Origin of the sequence: Terribacillus halophilus, from assembly GCF_900101385.1 — a bacterium.
Classification (GTDB): domain Bacteria; phylum Bacillota; class Bacilli; order Bacillales; family Amphibacillaceae; genus Terribacillus; species Terribacillus halophilus.
In genome coordinates this window covers 146,385-168,059 of record NZ_FMZB01000001.1, presented here as the reverse complement: position 1 = coordinate 168,059, position 21,675 = coordinate 146,385, and the positions used below count along the sequence as shown (strand labels likewise).

The 21,675-nt window shown below is 45.8% G+C and carries 18 protein-coding genes; 8 read left to right on the top strand and 10 right to left on the bottom strand.

Features of this window, described 5'->3' with window-relative positions; translation table 11 throughout:
• Positions 1-113: 113 nt before the first annotated feature.
• Positions 114-902, bottom strand: a complete 789-nt coding sequence (locus BLQ53_RS00800; protein ID WP_093725036.1) for a TerC family protein — start codon at positions 900-902, stop codon at positions 114-116.
• Between the two features lie 259 nt (positions 903-1,161).
• Positions 1,162-2,880: a phospho-sugar mutase gene (locus tag BLQ53_RS00795; RefSeq protein ID WP_093725034.1), complete on the bottom strand. Its 1,719-nt coding sequence runs from the start codon at positions 2,878-2,880 to the stop codon at positions 1,162-1,164.
• A 176-nt stretch (positions 2,881-3,056) separates the two neighbouring features.
• Between BLQ53_RS00795 and BLQ53_RS00790 the strand changes: the two genes are divergently transcribed.
• From BLQ53_RS00790 to BLQ53_RS00780, 3 genes are all read left to right on the top strand, one after another.
• Complete coding sequence (locus tag BLQ53_RS00790; RefSeq protein WP_093725032.1) at positions 3,057-4,151, top strand: AI-2E family transporter; 1,095 nt, start codon at positions 3,057-3,059, stop codon at positions 4,149-4,151.
• Between the two features lie 10 nt (positions 4,152-4,161).
• The gene (locus tag BLQ53_RS00785) at positions 4,162-5,370 is read left to right on the top strand and encodes an MFS transporter (protein WP_093725030.1); all 1,209 of its coding nucleotides are present in this window, start codon (positions 4,162-4,164) and stop codon (positions 5,368-5,370) included.
• A gap of 315 nt (positions 5,371-5,685) precedes the next feature.
• Positions 5,686-6,747: a bifunctional 3-deoxy-7-phosphoheptulonate synthase/chorismate mutase gene (locus BLQ53_RS00780; protein ID WP_093725028.1), complete on the top strand. Its 1,062-nt coding sequence runs from the start codon at positions 5,686-5,688 to the stop codon at positions 6,745-6,747.
• 38 nt (positions 6,748-6,785) lie between these two features.
• Here the strand turns inward: BLQ53_RS00780 and BLQ53_RS00775 are convergent, their stop codons facing one another.
• Positions 6,786-7,625 carry a GNAT family N-acetyltransferase gene (locus BLQ53_RS00775; RefSeq protein WP_170829528.1) on the bottom strand — a complete coding sequence of 280 codons (840 nt, stop codon included), beginning with the start codon at positions 7,623-7,625 and terminating at the stop codon, positions 6,786-6,788.
• Positions 7,626-7,687: 62 nt separating this feature from the next.
• Between BLQ53_RS00775 and BLQ53_RS00770 the strand changes: the two genes are divergently transcribed.
• The 3 genes from BLQ53_RS00770 to recQ all read left to right on the top strand — a co-directional run bounded on the left by BLQ53_RS00770 (position 7,688) and on the right by recQ (position 11,560).
• Positions 7,688-7,867 carry an SE1832 family protein gene (locus BLQ53_RS00770; protein ID WP_093725024.1) on the top strand — a complete coding sequence of 60 codons (180 nt, stop codon included), beginning with the start codon at positions 7,688-7,690 and terminating at the stop codon, positions 7,865-7,867.
• Between the two features lie 125 nt (positions 7,868-7,992).
• Positions 7,993-9,324 (top strand): hemolysin family protein, encoded by a 1,332-nt coding sequence (locus tag BLQ53_RS00765; protein WP_093725022.1) that lies wholly within the window; start codon positions 7,993-7,995, stop codon positions 9,322-9,324.
• A gap of 115 nt (positions 9,325-9,439) precedes the next feature.
• A complete protein-coding gene (gene recQ / locus BLQ53_RS00760; RefSeq protein ID WP_093725830.1) occupies positions 9,440-11,560 on the top strand; it encodes a DNA helicase RecQ in 2,121 nt (706 codons plus the stop codon).
• A gap of 45 nt (positions 11,561-11,605) precedes the next feature.
• Here the strand turns inward: recQ and BLQ53_RS00755 are convergent, their stop codons facing one another.
• From BLQ53_RS00755 to pdxK, 3 genes are all read right to left on the bottom strand, one after another.
• Complete coding sequence (locus BLQ53_RS00755; RefSeq protein ID WP_093725020.1) at positions 11,606-12,844, bottom strand: aminopeptidase; 1,239 nt, start codon at positions 12,842-12,844, stop codon at positions 11,606-11,608.
• A gap of 349 nt (positions 12,845-13,193) precedes the next feature.
• The gene (locus BLQ53_RS00750; RefSeq protein ID WP_093725018.1) at positions 13,194-15,086 is read right to left on the bottom strand and encodes an ABC-F family ATP-binding cassette domain-containing protein; all 1,893 of its coding nucleotides are present in this window, start codon (positions 15,084-15,086) and stop codon (positions 13,194-13,196) included.
• Between the two features lie 66 nt (positions 15,087-15,152).
• The gene (gene pdxK / locus BLQ53_RS00745; protein ID WP_093725829.1) at positions 15,153-15,962 is read right to left on the bottom strand and encodes a pyridoxine/pyridoxal/pyridoxamine kinase; all 810 of its coding nucleotides are present in this window, start codon (positions 15,960-15,962) and stop codon (positions 15,153-15,155) included.
• A 239-nt stretch (positions 15,963-16,201) separates the two neighbouring features.
• Between pdxK and BLQ53_RS00740 the strand changes: the two genes are divergently transcribed.
• Positions 16,202-17,806 carry an HsdM family class I SAM-dependent methyltransferase gene (locus BLQ53_RS00740; RefSeq protein ID WP_093725016.1) on the top strand — a complete coding sequence of 535 codons (1,605 nt, stop codon included), beginning with the start codon at positions 16,202-16,204 and terminating at the stop codon, positions 17,804-17,806.
• Between the two features lie 102 nt (positions 17,807-17,908).
• On the opposite strand, the gene BLQ53_RS00735 is transcribed toward BLQ53_RS00740, so the two are convergent.
• Positions 17,909-18,451: an acyl-CoA thioesterase gene (locus BLQ53_RS00735; RefSeq protein WP_093725014.1), complete on the bottom strand. Its 543-nt coding sequence runs from the start codon at positions 18,449-18,451 to the stop codon at positions 17,909-17,911.
• A 30-nt stretch (positions 18,452-18,481) separates the two neighbouring features.
• Positions 18,482-19,921, bottom strand: coding sequence for a cardiolipin synthase (gene cls / locus BLQ53_RS00730; protein ID WP_093725012.1), 1,440 nt, complete (start codon positions 19,919-19,921; stop codon positions 18,482-18,484).
• Between the two features lie 172 nt (positions 19,922-20,093).
• Between cls and rarD the strand changes: the two genes are divergently transcribed.
• Positions 20,094-21,014 carry an EamA family transporter RarD gene (gene rarD, locus BLQ53_RS00725; protein ID WP_093725010.1) on the top strand — a complete coding sequence of 307 codons (921 nt, stop codon included), beginning with the start codon at positions 20,094-20,096 and terminating at the stop codon, positions 21,012-21,014.
• A gap of 7 nt (positions 21,015-21,021) precedes the next feature.
• Here the strand turns inward: rarD and BLQ53_RS00720 are convergent, their stop codons facing one another.
• Positions 21,022-21,273, bottom strand: a complete 252-nt coding sequence (locus BLQ53_RS00720; RefSeq protein ID WP_093725008.1) for a hypothetical protein — start codon at positions 21,271-21,273, stop codon at positions 21,022-21,024.
• A 79-nt stretch (positions 21,274-21,352) separates the two neighbouring features.
• Entirely contained in the window at positions 21,353-21,550 is a 198-nt protein-coding gene (locus BLQ53_RS00715) for a DUF2188 domain-containing protein (protein ID WP_093725006.1), read from the bottom strand.
• Positions 21,551-21,675 lie beyond the last annotated feature (125 nt).

Sequence of the window (21,675 nt, the reverse complement as noted above, 5' to 3'; positions counted from 1 at the left end):
TCGTTCCCTTCTGCTATCTTTGTACTATTTACTATTTTAACGCTTCTAAGCTGGAAAGACAAAATGTCTGTTCAAAAAAGACCTTCTGCCGATAAGCAGAAGGTCTTCGGAGATTATTCAGTTTCTTGAGCAGAATCCTCTTTCTTATGCTCTACTTTGTTTTTGCCGGATACAATCCAGCCGATTACTGCAATTGCAACAAGCACTCCATAGAAGATAAGCTTCCATGGTGTCGAATGTGCGAAGTCATGCGGCAGGATGCCAAGTGCATCGTGGGAAAGTGTACTTACGACTAGCTTTACCCCTACCCATCCGACGATGATGAAAGCTGCCACTTCAAGAGCAGGTCGCGTATGGAGTAGATCAACGAAGATATTCGCTGCAAAACGCATGATGATGATACCGATCATACCGCCTGCAAGGACGACAGCGAACTGCCCTGTATCCAAGCTTCCTACTTCCCCCCAGCCAGTCGGTGGAAGTGCGACAGCAAGTGCTACCGCTGCAAGGATGGAATCGACTGCAAAAGCAAGGTCAGCAAGTTCGACTTTCAAAACAGTCATCCAGAAACCACTTTCTTTTTTCGGTTTCTTATTTGTTACATCATTATTTTTAGAACTGAATCTGTCGTACAGGTTCTTTATGGATATGAATAATAGATAAGCCGCACCGATCGCCTGTACTTGCCATACATCAACAAGGAAGGAAATGACGAATAGGGATGCGAAGCGGAGAATAAATGCCCCCATCAATCCATAGAAAAGTGCTTTTTTACGTTGTTCCTCAGGCAAGTGCCTTACCATGATTGCAAGTACTAATGCGTTATCCGCGGCAAGAATACCTTCCAGTCCGACAAGGACGATGAGAACCCAGCCATACTCAAAAAGTAATTGTGCATCCATGTAGTTACGCTCCTTTAAGTGTAGTATGCGATATTCTTTGCAATCATACCCCTTCTTAGTAAAGACGTAACACTTTTTATCCAAAAAAAGCGAGACCTTTACCAAGATGGTAAAGGTCTCGCTAACAACGTCTGAGTTGCCAATAAAGCCGGAGATTTCTCTCGGAATGACGACTTTATTGTGTAGCTACTCCCCTTTAAAAGCAAATTGCGCTTATCACACATTCAGTCTAGTTGAATATCAGCACAATGTCAACATTTTATTGCAGGTACTTGCCAAGATCTGCTTTCAGTTTCTCCAATAGCTCCAGACTGCTTTCGTAGCTTGCGCTGCTGACACCATAGTAACTTTTGATTTTCGGTTCCGTTCCGGATGGACGAAGACATACCCAGCTATCCTTCTCAAGGAATAGCTTAATGACATTTTCCTGTGGAAGTGTCAGCTTCTCTTTTGAACCAGATTCGAGATTAAGGCGTGTTTGTGCGGCATAATCCTCCACAGCGATTACCTTCAGGCCGCCAAGTTCTTGTGGTGTATCGGCACGGACAGCATCCATCATTGATGCGATTTTCGCTGCACCGTCCTTACCTTTCAATGTGATGGAGTGAAGATCCTCCAGGAAGTAACCATGCTTTTCGTAAAGCACATGCAATGCTTCAAGCAAAGTCTTGCCTTGGGCGCGCCAATGAGCAGCCATTTCACAAGCTATCATAGCAGCTTGTACAGCGTCTTTATCACGTACGAAGTCACCGATCAAATAACCGTAACTCTCTTCATAACCGAAGAGGAATTTCTCGTCAGTCGTTTCGAATTGCTTGATTTTCTCACCGATATACTTGAAACCGGTAAGCGTGTCAATCGTATCCACGCCATAGGACGCTGCCACTGCGCGCCCCATCTCGGTTGTCACGATAGTCTTGACAAGTTTTCCGTTGCGAAGGTCATCTTCTGAAGCATTGGTCAGTACATAATCAAGCATCAAGGTTCCGAGCTGGTTCCCTGTCAGTACTTGATAAGCACCTTTTCCGTTCTGTACAGCAACTCCCAGGCGGTCTGCATCCGGATCAGTCCCGATCAGTACATCTGCTCCGATTTCTTTTCCTTGCTCCATTGCAAGTGTAAAGGCTTGATGCTCTTCTGGATTCGGAGATTCGACAGTCGAGAACTCCGGATCTGGCTGTGCCTGCTCTTTTACCACATGCACATGTTGGAAGCCCAGCTGGTCCAAACCGCGCAGGACAAGATCATGCGATGTACCATGCAGCGGAGTGAATACGATCTGGAGCTTGTCCAGCTGCCCTTTTGCAGAATCGGACATGTTTGAGATTGTCTTTAATTCTTTGAGGTAGGCATTGTCTTCGTTTTCCCCAATGGAATGCAGCAGGCCATTGGCGCGGATTGTCTCCAATTCCGCCACTTCCACTGCCAGTTCATCTTCGACTTTGGCAATTTCAGCTATGATTGCTTCTGCCTGTGCAGGCGGAATCTGGCCACCGTCTTCATTATAGACTTTGAATCCATTATATTCAGGCGGGTTATGACTTGCTGTGATCATGATTCCAGCAGCGGCATTCAAATGACGCACCGCAAAGGATAGTAATGGAGTCGGGCGAAGTGATTCGAATACATGCGCGCGGATTCCATGCGCCCCGAGAACACGAGCAGTTTCATCTGCGAACTCGGCGGACATGTAGCGGGAATCATAAGCAACAGCGACGCCGCGTTCCTTGTAATCCGCAATGTGTTTCTCCATATATACTGCTAGCCCTTCTACTGCCTTGCGGACGGTGTAGATATTCATGCGGTTCGTCCCTGCTCCAAGCACACCGCGCATACCGCCGGTGCCAAATGTCAATTCTTTATAGAAAGCATCTTCCAATGCTGCTTCATCATCGGCAATTTTCGCTAGTTCCTCTTTATATTTAGGATCAAGTCCTTTAAAAGAATTCCATTTTTCATATGTATCTTGCCATGCCATGTGTGCTTTCCTCCTGAAAAAATAAGGTATAGTGAGATTTTACCACATTATATCGTGAAATGGCGCGGAATCCCCATCTTACTGGAAATTTAATAAAAACTTGGGGAAAGGGTTACTCCGCAGTCCGGCTGTGCTATGCTATGCTATATCAATAACTGGAAAGGTACTGATTTAACTTGACTCAGAAAAAATGGTTTCAAGGCCTTGTGGCCGCTGTCCTGACTTTCACCCTGATCTTGTTGATTTCGAAAGCAGGCTTCATTTTCCGGCCTCTTGCCACATACTTAGCAGCGATTGCATTTCCGATGATTGCGGCCGGTCTTCTATTCTATATTACAAAACCCCTCGTCCGGCTCTTAGAGAAGATTCGTTTTCCGAAATGGGTGGCCATCCTGACGATATTCCTGCTCTTGATTGGATTGGTTTATATCGTATTCCAATTCGCCGCTCCAATCGTGCAGAATCAATATCGGGCCTTGGTAAATAATATCCCGGGAATAACGAATGAAATCACGTCCATCGTGAATTATTGGGAAGAAAATCATTCTGCCCTGCCGGATCAAGTAGAGGAATCCATCCAAGACTATGCGAAAAACTTGCAATCCAGCCTGTCAGACATACCAGGTTATCTCATTAGTTTCATTTCCAGCCTTGTCAACTTCGTGCTCTCGCTGGTCTTAATTCCCTTTTTCTTATTCTTTATGCTCAAAGATGGGGATAAATTGATTCCATTCGTAACAAAATTTTTCGATAAGAAAAAAGGCGCCAGTGTAAAGAAACTGATGGAAGATGTCAACCATACGCTGGCGTCCTTTATCCAAGGGCAGTTCATCGTATCAGTGTGTGTCGGGACGATGCTATTCATCGGCTATGCGATTATCGACCTGAATTATGCTTTCACGCTCGCTGTCATCGGGCTCGTTTTCAATGTGATTCCGTTCCTCGGACCATATTTGGCAGCTGCACCAGCTATCCTGGTCGCTTTTTTCCAAGAGCCGAAATTAGCTATCCTGGCGGCAATCATCATGCTGATTGCCCAGCAAATTGAGGGAAATCTCATTTCCCCGAATGTCATGGGCAAAGTGTTGAGCATCCATCCGTTGACAGTCATCACACTGATATTGGCCGCAGGGAATATTGCCGGCTTCCTCGGTCTTTTGTTCGTCATTCCGTTTTATGCAGTATGCAAAGTGATCATTTCCCACTTTTACCGGGAATGGGTCGATTATAGGATGAAGAAAAAATCAGCAGCTGGAATTCAGGCAGAATAGGGGGCACATCATGGTAAACAATACGCCTCCATTATGGACGAAAGCCTTTGTTTTCCTGCTGCTTGGCAATCTTTTTACTTTCATGAGCTTCCAGATGCTGCTGCCTAATCTGCCGCCTTATATTGCCTCTATCGGCGGCAGCAGTCTTCAAGTGGGGTTGGTAACGACGTCGTTCTCCATCGCAGCCATTCTGATCAGGCCGTTCATCGGCCATATCCTGCTGACGAAAAAGAGGAAAATGCCGATACTCATCGGCTCTTTTCTTTTGCTCGTCTGTACAATCCTTTACCCTTTCACACAGATCGTTACACTATTGCTCATCTTCCGCTTCCTGCATGGGGCGGCTTGGGGATGGAGCACTACAACGAACGGTACAGCTGCGGTTGATCTTGTACCGAGACGGCGTGTGGGAGAAGGCATGGGGTATTTTGGTCTTTCGATCACAATCGGTATGATCATTGCACCAAGTATCGGTATTTTCCTTTATCAAAATTATAACTTCAAGACACTCGTATTTGTTTCTATTTTGCTTGGCATCATCGCTTTCCTATTCCTGTCGCTGACGCGTTATGCAGAGCCTGAAGCACTTTCACGAAACCAAGCCAAACCGCCGAAGTTTTCATTTTTCCAATCATTGATCGAAAAGAAAAGTTCTTATCCGGTATTCATCACGTTCCTGACATCATTCGGTTACGGTTCCATCGTTACTTATCTTGTCCTTTTTGGGGAGGAACAGCATCTTACCGGAACATTCCTATTCTATTTAGCCAATGCCTTATGCGCCACCATATCCCGACCATTCACTGGGCGCCTGTTCGATGCCAAGGGACCTTGGCTATTGATCATGGGCTGTTCCCTCATTGCTTTTCTGGCTATGTGGATACTCAGCATCGCATCGGCAAACTGGTATTTCATCATCTCCGGTGCTTTATTCGGTATTGGTTATGGTTCTATGATCCCTGCTTTGCAAGCGTGGACAATATCCAAGACGGATGTTGAAAGAAGTGGTATTGCCAATGGTATGTACTATTCATCTATCGATTTTGGCATTGGTCTGAGTGCTGTCATCCTTGGCATCCTGCACCAATTTGTTTCGACTTCCTCCCTGTTCCAAATGTCCAGTTTTCTATTTTTGCTCGTATTCTTGTTCACATTGACCGATTTTGTCATCAAGCGCCGAAAAGATCGGCATCCTGTTGCAAATGTAAAAAATTTATAAAGATTACATCAAAAATAAACCAAAGCAGCAATCAAGGGGAAATAGGTACTATCGTCCTTTTTTCTGCATACTTTGAAGCTTTCATTTGTATTTATTTATAAAAGCATGTAGTATAGGGATAATATTTTCAACATTGTATTTATTTCGGATTGCGATGTTGATGTTGTGTTCCTTCCATAACCCGTCTCAGGGCGGCGGCGGTTTGCAAGGGATTCCCCGGGATCCGGGAATTCTCCCTTACAAGATAACTGATACCGGCTGAATGGGCTATTGAAGGTTAGTAGGGGCATTTAAACTTATAAGGAGGATCTATTTATGCAGACTACAAATGTTTTGGAGCTTAAGAAGCAGTATGAACAAACGCATTTCGAGCTGTTGAAATTGTTGAACGAACAGGCAAGCCTTAAGCAGCAGCTGAAGGATCTTCCTGAGAGTGAGCGCAGCCAGTCAGAAAAATTGCTGCTGGCAGAACTGAAGGCACAGAATGAATCAGGTGTCCTGGGGGAATCCACTTTGGACGCTATTTTCAAAGCTGTCATGCAAGCTAAGACGAAAGAAGAAGAAGCTGCCAGCAAACGCCCGATGCTTGTCTCCCGTGCTTACAAAAACGAAGATACGGTTATCGACCTAAAAGGTGAAAAAGTCGGTACTGGCAAAGCGAGCTTTGTCTTCGGACCATGTTCGGTGGAAAGCTATGATCAAGTGGCAGCGGTAGCGGAATCTTTGAAAGACAAAGGTCTTAAGCTGCTTCGCGGAGGGGCTTTCAAGCCGCGTACATCCCCTTATGATTTCCAAGGGCTGGGTGTGGAAGGCCTGGAAATCCTGAAACGTGCAGCGGATGAATACGATTTGGCCGTCATCAGTGAAATCGTCTCTCCGCAGGATATCGAAAAAGCACTGGATTTCGTCGATGTCATTCAGATCGGTGCGCGTAATGCCCAGAACTTCGAATTACTGAAAGAAGCGGGCCGTACGAATAAACCAATCCTGCTCAAACGTGCTTTGTCCGGTACAATTGCAGAATTCATCGCTGCCGCTGAGTATATCCACTCCGAAGGAAATGGTCAAATCATCCTTTGCGAACGCGGTATCCGCACTTATGAAACAGCGACGCGGAATACACTTGATATTTCAGCTGTGCCGATCTTGAAACAGGAAACACATCTTCCTGTCATGGTCGACGTGACACATTCCACTGGACGAAAAGATATCATGCTACCATGCGCGAAAGCTGCATTGGCTGTCGGTGCAGATGGCGTCATGGCGGAAGTGCATCCGAACCCAGCTGTTGCATTGTCCGATGCAGGTCAGCAAATGGATATTCCAACGTTCGACAAATTCTACAACGAACTTGCTGCCTTCCAAGGCAAAATATAACAACCAAAAGGATCGTCACATCTCTGTGACGATCCTTTTTAATAGAAATCGATTGCGCAGCTTTTTGCAACACGGCGGTATCCCACCTTTTGATACAGTTTATTCGGACCTGGATCATCTGCATTCGTGAACAAGCAGCAGAATTGTTTTCCTTCATCAAGCAACTTTGCCGATAGTACTGCCATCAACCTTTCCGCATATCCTTTCCGCCGGTGTTCCTCAGGTGTGAAGACCGCATTGATGACGATACCATTCCGGCTTTCCCTGGCGCAGCCCGCCATACTTACGATCTTATCTTCGACTGTCCAGACATACATTCGCCTTTGGGCGATCAGCCTGCCAATCACCGTACTCGCTCGTTCTTCCGTCATATCTTCACCAGTTTTTTTACCGAATCGAATGAGCCAATCCCGCAACAAGGTAAAATCATCCTTATCTGCTGCACGCATCCCCCCTTTTGCAGCACCGGCATCTTTCACTCGATCAAGCCGATAAATGAACTGATTCATATGTATCCTTATTTGTTTCCGGTAAAGCTTGTGCCATACTCGCGCAAACTGCGTTGCCTGTTTCTCTGGACCGATGACTCCTGGAAGATCAGGCGTCCATGCGTTTACAAGCTGGGCAAGCTGAACAGCATCTTCATCATTCCATATGATGTTATGAGAAAGAATGATTCGGTTTCCTTTCGTATGCAAGAAAAAGGCACGATTCCCCCTATCATCTTCTCCATATCCAAACAACGCCCCCATATCCTCTCCTGCTGCCAATCTGCCCAACAGCCCTAACAGTAAGTTATTCTCTGCTTCATGCGCTACTAACAATGACTCAGCTTTGGCAAGCAGATGGTGCACATCATGCTCCAGTACAAAATGCATCCTTTCCCCTCCCGCTTGACGTATTGACCTCATCTTTCTATCCTAAGTGTAGAGGTGATGATATGAATAGGCAAGAACTGGAAGCCAAACTGGCTGAGTTGAAAATGTCGTATGCAAGCGTGTCAGCAGATGCGGATAAATTGGCGTCAACCGGAGCTGGTGCATCCCATATGGAAAGACAGCTGGAAGAGATGGAAAAAGAGATCAAATCGCTTCGTCAGCAGCTGCGGGCTTTGGAATAATTCCCAATTTCCCGGATATACTACATTACGTGCACACCATTTGGATTACACATAGAAAAAGCGTATAATGTTTATAATGAAAACGCATTTTTTGCGTTTATTTTTTTAAGGGAGAGATTTTATACATGAATAGTCCGGATGATCCTGGGAGTCCAGTTTTACTCCAACTCGTATTGATTGGTATTTTGACATTACTGAATGCTTTTTTTGCAGCAGCAGAGATCGCATTGGTATCACTGAATAAGAACCGCATTGCACAGCAAGCGGATGAAGGGGATAAGAAAGCTGCCATGCTGCAGAAGCTTATTGCCGATCCTAGTAAGTTCATCGCTACGATTCAAGTAGGTATTACGCTGGCCGGCTTCTTCTCGAGTGCCTCTGCCGCTACCGGACTTGCAAATCGATTCGCTGGCGTACTGGGAGATATCCCTTATGCACAACAAATCAGCGTTGTCGTCATCACTGTCTTGCTGTCTTATGTAACACTTGTATTCGGTGAGTTATTCCCCAAAAGGGTTGCCCTTCAAAACGCGGAGAAGATTGCCAGATTTTCTGTCACACCGATTCTATTTATCAGTAAAATCGCGATGCCGTTCGTAAAGTTCCTTTCCTTTTCCACCAATATGCTCGTTAAAATAACCCGTGTAGGGAATGATGCGGAAGCAGAGAAAGTCTCCCGTGAAGAGATCAAGCTTCTCGCCCAGACCGGCCAAGAGGAAGGCATACTGAATGCGGATGAGTTCGGCATGATCAAAGGTGTCTTCGACTTGGATGATAAAATTGCACGTGAGATCATGACACCTCGGACAGATACATTTACATTGAGCATTGATACGCCTGCTGAAGAATTGGCGGATATCCTGCTGGACCAGAAATATTCCAGAATTCCTGTCTACCAGACAGACAGCGATACGATTGTCGGTATCCTAAACATAAAAGATTATTTCAAAGCAGTACGGGAGCATGGATTCGATGGCGTCCGGCTGGAAACGATACTGCGGGAAGCACATTTCGTGCCCGAGACCAAGTACATTGATGACCTGCTGAAAGAATTGCAGCAGACTCATAATCATCTCGCCGTCCTGATAGATGAATATGGCGGCTTCTCTGGTATTGTGACCATGGAAGATATGATTGAAGAAATTGTCGGAGACATCGATGATGAATACGATGAAATCGAGGGAGAGCTGACACGTATCGATGACAATACGTATATGGCGAGCGGTTCTCTGCAAATCGATGAGTTCAATGATTTCTTCGATACAGATATCGACGTACCGAATTTCGATACGATTGCTGGTTTTATCCTAAGCCGCATTGGTTCCATTCCAGATGAAGATGCCGATACAGTCGTGGAATACGAAAACATGCTTTTCACCGTAGAATCTGTACGAGATAATCGCCTGGAAAAAATCAAAATTGAATTGAAACGCCCGCAAAGCGAGGCGACAATATAAAATAAGAAACTGCCTGTCTCCATACAGGCAGTTTCTTATTTTTCCTACTAAAATGCTGATCGGTACAGAATCATGTTATGCTGTACATATCAAGAATCAGGAAAGGATTTTGAACGTGCAAGCTACTGCGGAGCAAATACTGAAGGATTATTATGGCTACGATACCTTCCGAAGAGGGCAAGCCGAAGTGATTGATCATGTGATGAAGAATAAAAATACGTTAGCGATCATGCCGACAGGCGGTGGTAAATCGATTTGCTACCAGGTGCCAGCCTTGATGCGTCAAGGGACTGCACTGATCATCTCCCCTCTTATCTCCTTGATGAAGGATCAGGTAGATGCACTGACAGCAATGGATATACCTGCCGCATATATAAACAGTACATTGGAAGCAGCCGAACTGGAATGGACGTTGCAGCAAGCTGCTCAAGGTGCATTCTCCTTTCTTTACGTTGCTCCTGAACGGCTGGAAAATACTCGCTTTTTACAAATGGTCCGTAACCTTTCGATAAGCTTGATTGCTTTCGATGAGGCTCACTGTATCTCCCAATGGGGACATGACTTTCGTCCAAGCTACCGATCTGCCATATCCATTTTGGATAAGCTGACAGGAACGCCACCAGTGATGGCTTTGACCGCGACTGCAACACCACAGGTGGCAGATGATATCCAAAAGCTGCTGGATATCCAGGAAGACTATACAGTACGTACCGGTTTCGCTCGTGAAAATCTACGCTTCCAAGTCGTAAAAGGGGCAGATAAAGAGCGCTATATCCTGGATTTCATCAAAAAACGCAAACAAGATACAGGTATCATCTATGCACCGACAAGAAAGCTGGTCGATCAGCTTTCCCTGTTTCTGGACCGTCAAGGAGTCAAGACTGCAAAATATCATGCCGGCATGAGCGAACCAGATCGCCAGGCTGCACAAGCTTCATTCATTCAAGACGAAGTCAGTGTCATGATAGCGACGAATGCTTTCGGAATGGGAATCGATAAGAGTAATGTGCGCTATGTGCTGCATTATGCCTTGCCGATGAACATGGAAGCTTATTATCAGGAAGCAGGTCGGGCTGGGCGTGATGGAGAACCAAGTGATTGTGTTCTGCTCTTTTCCGGACAGGATGTGCATCTGCTGAAATTCCTGATTGAGAACTCCGCCTCGGACACTCAAGCGGAGTATCAGAAACTGCAGCAAATGATTCATTACTGCCATACTCAAAGCTGTTTGCAGACGTATATGCTTCACTATTTCCAGGATCCGCATGTTCCCGAAGATTGCGGCAGGTGCAGCAATTGCTTGAATGAGTTTGAAAAGACGGATATGACACGTGAAGCGCAAATGGTACTCTCTTGCGTCAAACGGATGGACGAGCGCTTTGGAGCCGTTTTGGTTGCAAAAGTATTGAAAGGTTCCAAAGACAAACGAATCAAGCAATTCGGACTTGAAGGGCTTTCTACGTACGGTATCATGAAAAACCGTACCGAAAAAGATATCACACAGTTCATCCATTATCTTTCCGCCGAAATGATCCTTGCCCCAACCGATGATAAATACCCTGTGCTGACACTCACGGATGAAGCTGTCCGTATACTGAAAGGCGAAAAAAAAGTAATGATGCAGATCGCCAAAGCGACGGAAACTGCCGAAGCGGATTATGATGAAGCGTTATTCCAGGAACTGCGTGAATTGCGCAAGGACATAGCCCAAGCAGAGGGACTCCCTCCATATGTCATCTTTTCGGATGCAACCTTGAAAGAACTTTGCCGATATGTGCCGCATACTCAGGAGGAAATGCTCGGTATCAAGGGGATTGGAGAAAGGCGAATGGAACAGTATGGAGAGCAGTTCCTAGAGGTGCTGAAGCAATATGAGCAGACAGCATCCACTACGTCTCACGATCAAAAGTCCCTCCTCCAGGAAAAGCAGGATACACCGAGTCATTTGATGAGCTATGAGGCTTTCAGTCAAGGCATGTCAATGGAAAGCCTAGCCAAGGAACGGAACTTGACTCCGATGACTGTGAGCAATCATTTATTCAAAGCTTATGCAGAAGGACAGGCGCTTGATCTGAAGCAATTTTTCACAGAAGAGCAGGAGAATGCCGTACTCGAAGTGCTGAAGCAGTATGAAGAGCTGCCAAGGCTACGGGAAATCAAGGACCAATTGGATATAGCATGCGACTATCACGGCATCCGTGCAGTGCTCGTGCACCATGCTATAGTCGAACAATAAAATAACCCGCAATACTGGATGCACTCCAGTATTGCGGGTTATTTTTTAATCGAATTTGATTGCCCAGCTTCCGTCACGGAAAACAGGCTCGGATGTTCCATCGGCAAAAACCCCGGCAATTGCAAGATCCGCTGAACCGATCATGAAATCTGTGTGTATCAGACTATCATTGACACCGTGTTTATCCAATTCCTCTTCCGTCATGGAAGAACCGCCTTCAAGCGTTGTCGGATAAGCTTTCCCTAAAGCAACGTGACAGGAAGCATTCTCATCATACAAGGTGTTGTAGAAAATAAGACCAGATTGGGAAATCGGTGATTCATGCGGCACTAAAGCCACCTCGCCAAGCCGCAAAGCACCTTCGTCTGTTTCCAGTAAATGCTTGAGCGTTTCCTGCCCCACTTCTGCTTTGTAATCAACAACTTTTCCTTCCTTGAAAGTAAGTGTGAAGTTATCGATCATATTCCCGTCATAAATCAACGGTTTCTTGCTTGTGACGGTTCCCTCCACGTCATATTTATGCGGAAGCGTGAACACTTCCTCCGTCGGCATATTCGGGTTGAATTCCGTACCGCTTTCTGTCGTCGATGAACCACCTTTCCAAATGTGTCCATCCGGCAAGCCAATTACAAGATCCGTTCCTTCGGATTTGAAGTGAAGCTTTTTATAGCGTTTGTCATTCAAGACATCCCGGGCATGGTGCAGCTTCGCATTATGTTCTTTCCAGGCTTGGACAGGATCTTCCTGGTCGACACGGACAATTTTAAAAATCGAATCCCAAAGAAGCTTCGTCGCTTCCTCTGCTGATTTCCCCGGGAAGATCTTTTGTGCCCAAGCATCTGTTGGAATGGTGATAATCGTCCAAGGGATGATATCATTCATCGTATACTTACGAAGATGCTGCAAGGCTTTCGCGGTCGCTTTTGTCGCTTGTGCCACTTTGTTCCCATCGACATCTTTCAATAGATCAGGGTCTGTGGAACGAATTTGCAGGAGGGCTGCTCCCTTTTTCATATAATAAGCACGACGTTCAACGATCCAATCAGGAATGTCTGTCAGCACTTCTTCGGATTGATGTTTATATTTCAAAAAAGTGAGTGTGTCGTCAGACCAATTGATATGTACATCACTGGCCCCTAGCTCATAGGCACGCTTGGCGATTAGACGGACAAACTCCGCTCCATCGATCGGTGCCATGATGTATAGAGGCTGCCCCTTTTGTATATTCACGCCTGTGCGCAACGCGACGTCTGCATATTTTTCTAATAATTCCTTATCTGGCATTGGAATCAAATCCTTCCCATCATTGAATTCAGACTATTCTTCATTCTAGTAGATTATGAGCAATTTCACACGAAATATGCCTTTGTCTAGCTTTTAATCGGTTTCTTACACTTTTCGGTGGTGTCTAGCTCCTGAAACCAGAAACTGCAGTATAGGTGATAAATCCCTATGCGGGAAGGACACCCACTCCGGGCTTTCTCGCCTATCCCTTCGTTTCTAACCGGTTTCTTTCGCTTTTCGATGGTGTCCAGCTCCTGAAACCAGAAACTGCAGTATAGGTGATAAATCCCTATGCGGGAAGGACACCCACATAGGGCTTTCTCCTCCCTATCCCTTCGTTTCTGAACGGTCACCTCTGCTTTTCTATTTCTTCCACCATTAGGGACAATGTTTCCCATCGTTCCATCTTCTGTTCCAATTGCTGTTCGAGTTCTTGCTGCTCAGCAAACAGCTTCTGGACAAGCTCACTATCACTGCCGGCTTCAGTTATGCCTGCCGCACATGCCTCGATTCGCTGTTCCAGTTCTGCAATATCATCTTCGATCGTATTCCATTCCTGCTGTTCCTTGTAAGAGAGCTTCTGCTTTTTCCTTTCTTTTCGCTCTTGGACAGGTTCCGACTTTGCTTGCTGCTGCGGTTTTGGCTGTTCCTGTACTTTATCCCGGTATTCACTATAGTTGCCATAAAATGTGGATACGACTCCTGCACCTTGAAAAAGAATCAGCTGTTCCACTACACGGTCCAAGAAATAACGATCATGGGAAACCGTTATAACAACGCCAGGATAGCCATCCAAATAATCCTCAAGAATCCCCAGTGTTTCTGTATCCAGGTCATTGGTCGGCTCGTCAAGGAAAAGGACATTCGGCTCCTCCATTAGCACACGGAGCAAGTACAGCCGCTTCCTTTCCCCGCCTGACAAACGATGAATATACGTATATTGATGACTCCGAGGGAAAAGGAATTGCTCAAGCATTTGTTCCGCTGTAATGACATTGCCATCAGCGGTATGGATGACTTCTGCTACTTCCTTGATGTAATCGATGATGCGAAGCTGTTGATCCATGTCTTGCTGCAGCTGCGTGTAATAACCAAGTTTGACTGTCTCCCCTGTTTCCACTTCCCCGGCTGCCGGTGAGATCCTGCCTGCAAGTGTATTCAGAAGAGACGTTTTCCCGCTTCCATTTGGACCGATGATACCGATACGATCACCTGGCTTGAACAGAAAATCAAAGTGACTGAATAACGTTTTATCACCGAATTTAACCGCTACATCTTTTGCTTCCAATACCTTCTTGCCTAACCGGGCAGCTCCGACCTGGAGGCTTAAATCATTATCCTGTGTTTGGAACTTCGCTTCTTTCATTTCCTCCACACGCTGAATACGTGCTTTTTGTTTTGTTGTACGTGCTTTGGCGCCGCGGCGCAACCAAGCAAGCTCCCGGCGAAGCGTATTTTGATGCTTTTCCTGATCCAAGAGTGTCTGTGCTTTCCGCTCTGCCTTTTTCGTCAAGTATGTTTCATAATTTCCTTCATATCGATAAAGACTGCCCATCTCCAATTCAAAGATATGGCTCGTGATCCGATTCAGGAAGTAACGATCATGTGTCACCAGCATAATCGCTCCCGGATAGCTAGGCAAAAAGCCTTCAAGCCATTCGATCGTCTCGTTATCCAGATGGTTAGTCGGCTCATCCAGCAGCAATAAATCAGCAGGCTGAATGAGCGCTTTCGCCAACGCTACACGTTTTCGCTGACCGCCTGATAGATCATCGACAGAAGTTGTATAATAATCAACACCTAGCTTCGTCAAAATCGTTTTCGCCTGGGTGCTCGCATCCCATGCGTCTTCGGCATCCATCTTAGCTTGAAGCGTGAACAGGCGATTTTGGTTTTTGACATTATCCGGTTCCTTCTCCAAAGCCGAAATTGCTTCCTCATAAGCACGGATTGTCTGTAAAATCGGACTGGATCCGCTGAATACCTCTTCCAGGACTGTGCTGCCGGAAGTCAGTTGGGGCTCCTGCGCCAAGTAAGCAAGCTGGAACGTCTTGCTATGGTCGATGTCACCGCTATCTGCACTTTCGATGCCAGCCAGGACCTTCAGCAATGTCGACTTTCCGGTTCCATTGACACCGACAAGCCCGATTCGTTCACGGCTTTCGATATGAAACCCAATTGTTTGGAACAGCTGTTTATCGCCATATGTTTTCGTAAGATTTTCCACGCTGAAAATACGCATTTTCTCCTCCTTCCCGGACAAGGAAAAAGCCGCCCGTGCAGGCGGCTAATCCTCATCCATCCTTGCTTATCGCTGCGGCATGGACTTTCTGGCACCGTGATTGACAGGGCCTACATATTCATTTAGCTTAAAGCCTCCGCGAATGGCTTCGGTGATGAATGTCTTCGCTTCGTAAACCGCTTCTTTCACACTGCTTCCATTTGCCAGCAATGCGCATATTGCTGCAGAGCTAGTGCATCCTGCACCATGTGTATACGTTGTATCAACGTTCTCACTTTCAAGAATCTCGAAGTTTTCCCCGTCATAAAGCACATCGATTGCTTTATCCGTTTCCAGCTTGCTGCCGCCCTTGACAAGGACGTATTTTGCACCTAAAGCATGGATTTTCTGTGCCGCTTCTTTCATTTCTTCCACAGAATGAATCAATGGCATTTGTGCCAATTTGGCAGCTTCAAATAAGTTCGGTGTGATGACAGTTGCAAGCGGGACAAGTTTTTCCCGAAGGCTGACTGTGTTTTCCGGCTGAAGTTCTTCATCAGCACCTTTACATACCATCACCGGATCGATGACTACGTTTGGAATATTATTTTCTTCGATCATGCTGGCTGCCAATTCAATGATTTCAGGAGAACCAAGCATCCCTGTCTTCACTGCGTCGACACCTGCACCGACAACGATCGTATTCAGCTGTTCCTTCACCGTATTCACATCAACCGGAAATACATTATGATGCCAGCTATTGTAAGGATCCATTGCGACGATTGTCGTCACAGCAGACATTCCGTATACGCCAAATTCCTGCATCGTCTTCAGATCCGCTTGGATACCTGCTCCCCCAGAGGAATCTGAGCCTGCAATTGTTAATGCTTTTTTCATGTCCGTAACCCCTTTTTCATACATGCTGTCATTTTTATAACTGGTTGTATTATACTCCTTTTCCTCCATGTCCATCAACCAGCCTGCATATCTTTAAAGAAGGATGGTTAATATCGGAAGAATTCGTCAATCCGGCAGGTTTTTCGGCAATCTCCCTCCTTTTACTGGAAAAGTATGTAGGATTTATAATACAATGATTCTAGTTGTTTTTACCTATTCCCCTTTGGAGGTGTGCCCTGTTGGAAGAATCTAGTTTGGAAGAAATATATTTAAATAAGAGCTCTGCGCTCCACCGCCGGCATTACGGACAATATTTCACCCCCGATACGGTCGCAGATATGATGAAACAGTGGGTGCTGCACAATCTGGATGGTGGGCGGCTGCTTGATCCTGCTGTCGGTCTGGGGAAGCTGATCCAGGATATACCAGCCGGGTACGAAGTTGATGCATATGAAGATGATGATGAGATTTTGGAGTTTAATCGAGCGTTTTTCACATCTCGCCCTTCCCTCCACCTGTATGAGGGGGATTTCCTTACAGATGGCTGGGAGAAAGTTTATGATGGTATCATTTGCAATCCTCCTTACATAACTTTTCGGACCGATGAGGAGAAGGAGATTTACTTGAATCTATTCCGGGAGCAAATGGGCATCTCGCTTTCTACATATACAAACTTGTACGGTCTATTCATGCTGAAAGCACTACATCAACTGGACGAACATGGACGTGCTGCCTTCATCGTGCCCTCGGACTTCCTGAATGCGAGGTATGGTGCGAAAATAAAAGAGTATCTCCTGCTAGACGGCAGCCTGAAAATGATCATCAACACTGATATCCAAATGGGCTGGTTCAAAGGGGCTGCCACGACGAGCTCCTTGCTGCTTTTCGATAAATCAAGCAGCGACGACACCATTGAGTTCATCCGCACCCAATCCGTTCAGGAACTGCAACAAGCAGCAGCATATATCCTATCCGACCGGATAAATCCCCTCGGCGTCATCCGCCGACGTCAGGATTTGAATGCAGTTGATAAATGGAAATTGCATTTTTATCAGGAAAGCCAAAAACGCTTCACGAATGTACGGCCCCTGAATCAATTCGCCAGTGCCAAACACGGTATAAAAACGGGATCGAATCAGTATTTCTGCTTTAACAACAGCAAAATACGGCAGTGGCAGATCGGCAAGCAGCATTTCCTGCCTTGTATATCGAAAGCAGCCCAATTGCAGCAGCCTTTCTTTACATACGTTGATTACAAACAGCTCGTACAGCAGGACGAGCAGATGCTATTGCTATACGTAGAAGACGAACGAGAACGAGAGCACGGCTTAGCACAATATTTGGAGGATGGAAAGGCTCACCGGGTCGATCAACGCCATCTCATCCGCGCCCGTAAACCTTGGTATCAGTTTCCTGTATTAGATGCAGCTCCGATCCTGGTGAGCGTATTCAATCGGAAGCAAATTCAAGTCGTCCGAAATAAAACAAATGTGCGCCATCTGGATCAATTGATCGGTCTTTACTTCCATGATGAATATAAGCAGGATGCGGACCTTTTCATGGCCTATTTTCTCAGTGACATAGCGCAGGAGCTGATGGCAAATCCTCATAAAGAATACGGTAAGGATCTGAAAAAATTGGAAGCAAGTGATATGGACGCATCGCTTGTCCTGGACATTCAAGCACTCACCACAGAGCAGAAACAAGAGATTCACAGCATTTACGAACGGATCGAATACTTGACTACACATGATGGCGACGAGCGGGAGCTGATGCATCATTACGGGCTGTTGAATGACTTGTTCAGCAACTTGATCCAGCCATTGGAAGAAGAGGAGCTGTAACTTTTACAGCCCTCTTTTTTATAAAAAACGCTAAACTATTGCAGAAAAAAATATCCTGACATAAAAAAAGACGAGCCTGCCGTTGGAGCAGGCTCGTCTTGCTTATTCTTCTTCAAAATTACGTCCGTCGTTGCGGAACCATGGATAGTCTGTTCCAAATGCGACTGCCATCTCTTTTGAACGTTTCAGTCGTTCTTTGCGGTAAGCGGCACGCTGCGGTGCACCATCATACAGCCATTTCTCCTCGGGGCTTTCCGGGAATACTTCTGGGACCTCGATCGGCTGATTATTTTCATCCAGCGCCACCATGGTCACAAACGCGGTCGCCGATACTTTCCTTGCTCCTGTTCGCAAATCTTCTGTCACGGCTTTAACAAATACCTCCATGGAAGTATTATTAGTCCATGTAACAAATGCTTCAACACAGATCGTATCCCCCACCTTCACAGGTGCAAGGAAGTCGACACTGTCAGTCGAAGCTGTCACGACTAGCTGTCTGGCATGCCGATAAGCCGCTATAGCGGCAACATCATCGATATGGGACATAAGTGTCCCACCGAATAATGTGCCATGTGTATTTGTATCAGGAGGAAGTACATGGGACGTTTTCACTGTCAAAGATGCGATGCATGGTTTCGATTTCACTTGGGTTCCTTCTTTCCGCCAAACTTTAGGCTACAAGATCGGCGAGATCAAACGTGAGATGGATTCCTTGAAACGAATCCAGTTTGATCTCTGTTTATATAGTTTATGTGAAAGCTCCGTTGATAATAGGATATCCTCTTCAAATTTTTCTTTCAATACCCCTGCCGTATTTTGGTCATATAAAAATGCATTCACTTCAAAATTCAACCGGAAGCTGCGGACATCGATATTCGCTGTCCCGACGGAAGATATCTTATCATCCACCACGATCGTCTTGGCATGGAGGAAACCATTTTGATAAATATAAACTTTGGCCCCAGCCTTGATCAAATCACCTGCATTGGAATAAGTCGCCCAATAAACGAAAGGATGATCCGGTTTGTTCGGTATCATGACGCGGACATCCACACCTGACAGTACAGCAACCTTCAGCGCATCCGCCAGACTCTCATCGGGGATGAAATACGGTGTCTGGATATAGACGTATTTCTTGGCTGAGAGAATCATCTTGATATAGCCATGCTTGATTTGCTCCCACTCGGAATCTGGACCGCTTGAAACGATCTGCACCCCGATATTACCAGCTGGTTCCGACAAATAATAACGGTCCTCATACTCGATATCGTGACGCGAGGCTTGATTCCAGTCTAAAATGAAACGCGTCTGCATCGCCCTTACAGCTTCTCCGGTTATCCGAAGATGCGTATCACGCCAATATCCGAATTTCTTATCATAGCCTAAATACTCATCACCGATGTTAAAACCGCCAATATAACCAACTTTTCCGTCTATGATCGCCAGCTTCCGGTGGTTCCGGTGGTTGAGCTTGAGGTTGATCTTCGGAATGAATGACGGAAAGAACGCTTCAATTTCCACTCCGGCTTTTACGAGTTTGCGCACATAGCTCTTTTTGATACTGCGCGAACCCATATCATCATACAGAAAACGTACCTTTACACCTTCTTGTGCCTTCTTTATGAGTACGTCCGCCAAACGTTCCCCCAGCTTGTCACTGCGCACGATATAATATAATAGATGTATATGGTCCTTCGCCTGCGAAAGATCGTGCAGCAGTGCATGGAATTTCTTTTGACCATCCGTGAACAGTTCCACTTCGTTTCCCTGGGTCAGGATGGCATCATCATTGCGAAGATGCATGTAGGCAAGGTCTTTATATTCCTTGACTGCTTCTTGTTTATAGACAAAAGTATCTTCCTCGATGGCACGCAATTGAGCCTGCACTTGTTTCTTCACACCGAGCCGTGACTTCGTATCCCAGGTGAAGATCTTGCCTGAGAGTTTGCGCCCAAAAAGCAAATAAATAACGAAGCCTGCTACCGGAATGAATACAAGTACGAGCAGCCATGCCCATGTGACACTGGCATCGCGCCTTTCCAGGAAGACAATTGCCAGTGCGAGGAGGATATTTATAATAGTCAATAATCCTAATAAGTACGCAATTATATGCACATGAGCGTCTCCCTTCATATGTAGCATATTTCCAATTACCCATACTAATATATAGCATTCCAACAGCCATTGACAACTTCTCTACCCTTTAACGAAGCAAATGTATTGAAAAGCCCGATTCCCAACCTTACACTTAATCCATACAGAGATAGAAAGAGAGGCGCATGCCAACATGCAATCGCAATCATCGAAGTCCGGTGTCGTGTATGCTGCAATCGCGTACATGATGTGGGGCGTACTGCCGCTGTTTTGGAATTTATTAGAAGAAGTCGATGCCGGCCACTTGCTTGCCCACCGAATCGTCTGGTCGTTTGTCACGATGATCCTGGTCGTCCTTTTGCTAGGAAAAATCCGTCCTTTCATCAAACAGCTAAAGGAATTGTTTTTGAATAAACGCGCATTATGGGGGTTATTTGCAGCTTCCATCATGGTCAGTCTCAATTGGCTCGTATTCATCTGGGCAGTAAATTCCGGTCATGTCCTGCAATCAAGCCTGGGTTATTACATAAACCCACTCATCAGCATCCTGCTCGCCATGATCATCCTGAAGGAAAAAAGCACGCGTTTGCAGATTTTCAGCTTCATCCTTGCCGCGATCGGTGTCATTTATTTGACCATCAGCTATGGCGTGTTCCCTTGGGTGTCGTTCCTGCTGGCAATCACATTCGCTGTGTACGGTCTGCTAAAAAAGATAGTGACGATACCGCCGATGTTCGGACTGACAATCGAGACGATGTTCGTCACCCCATTGGCTATTTTGTATTTGCTTTTTGTACCTGCTGCAGACAGCAGCCCCATATCAACCGGTACAGCTATCATCCTATTTTTATCCGGAGCGGCCACAGCCGCGCCGCTTTTGCTATTCGCCTATGGTGCTCGCAGGCTTTCTTTGACGACGATCGGTCTGCTCCAATACATTGCACCGACACTCATGCTGATCTTTGGCGTCACCTTTTTCGGTGAAGCATTCACACATGCACACATGATTGCTTTCACATGCATTTGGGGTGCGTTGATCCTCTATACCATTTCGGGCATCCGCATGAAGCGCTTGACGACAAAGCAGCTGCAGCATGCCGAAGCTGTAAAATAAGCCACCTTCATTTACGAAAAGGTGGCAAGAATAGCAATAAGACGAATAGTCCGCATAAGATAGAAGCAAAGATATATAATGTTCCTTTGATAAGCTCTTCCTGAAACAGGAAGGAGAATATACTGGTGACGAGTAATAGCAGCGCCGTTACAGCGGCAGGGATGAATAAGACAAACGGATCCTTCGTGAAGTGCCGCAACACTCCGATACAGATCAATGCGATTCCGGAAAAAGCTAACAGCAGCAAGGAAAATTCCATACTTGCACCTCCTGCTGTTCAGCTTATTCAAGAACTGCCCAAACGGTTAAAAATTACCGGCAATTTCATGCCGGTAATTTTAAAACTGCCGCTCTTCTTCCACTTCATGCTGTGCATCGTAGATGACGAGTTTGCTAGGCGAATTTTCCCGAGCAAGTCCTTCCGCCTCCAAAACGGCATCATCTCGCGTGCTATGGTATTCTGTCGGTGCAATATCTTCCATTTTCACATACCAGCCTGACACGTTTTTATTCGGTACTACACTGTACTCCTTCATACTGCGTTCCTCCTTATCCTTTTAATAAGACGTGTTCCCAGCAAAGCATTTAGCGAAACATAGTGCATAGTGTACCAGCTCTTCCCACTATCCAACTTTCCCTGAATCTAGTAAGATATAATTTT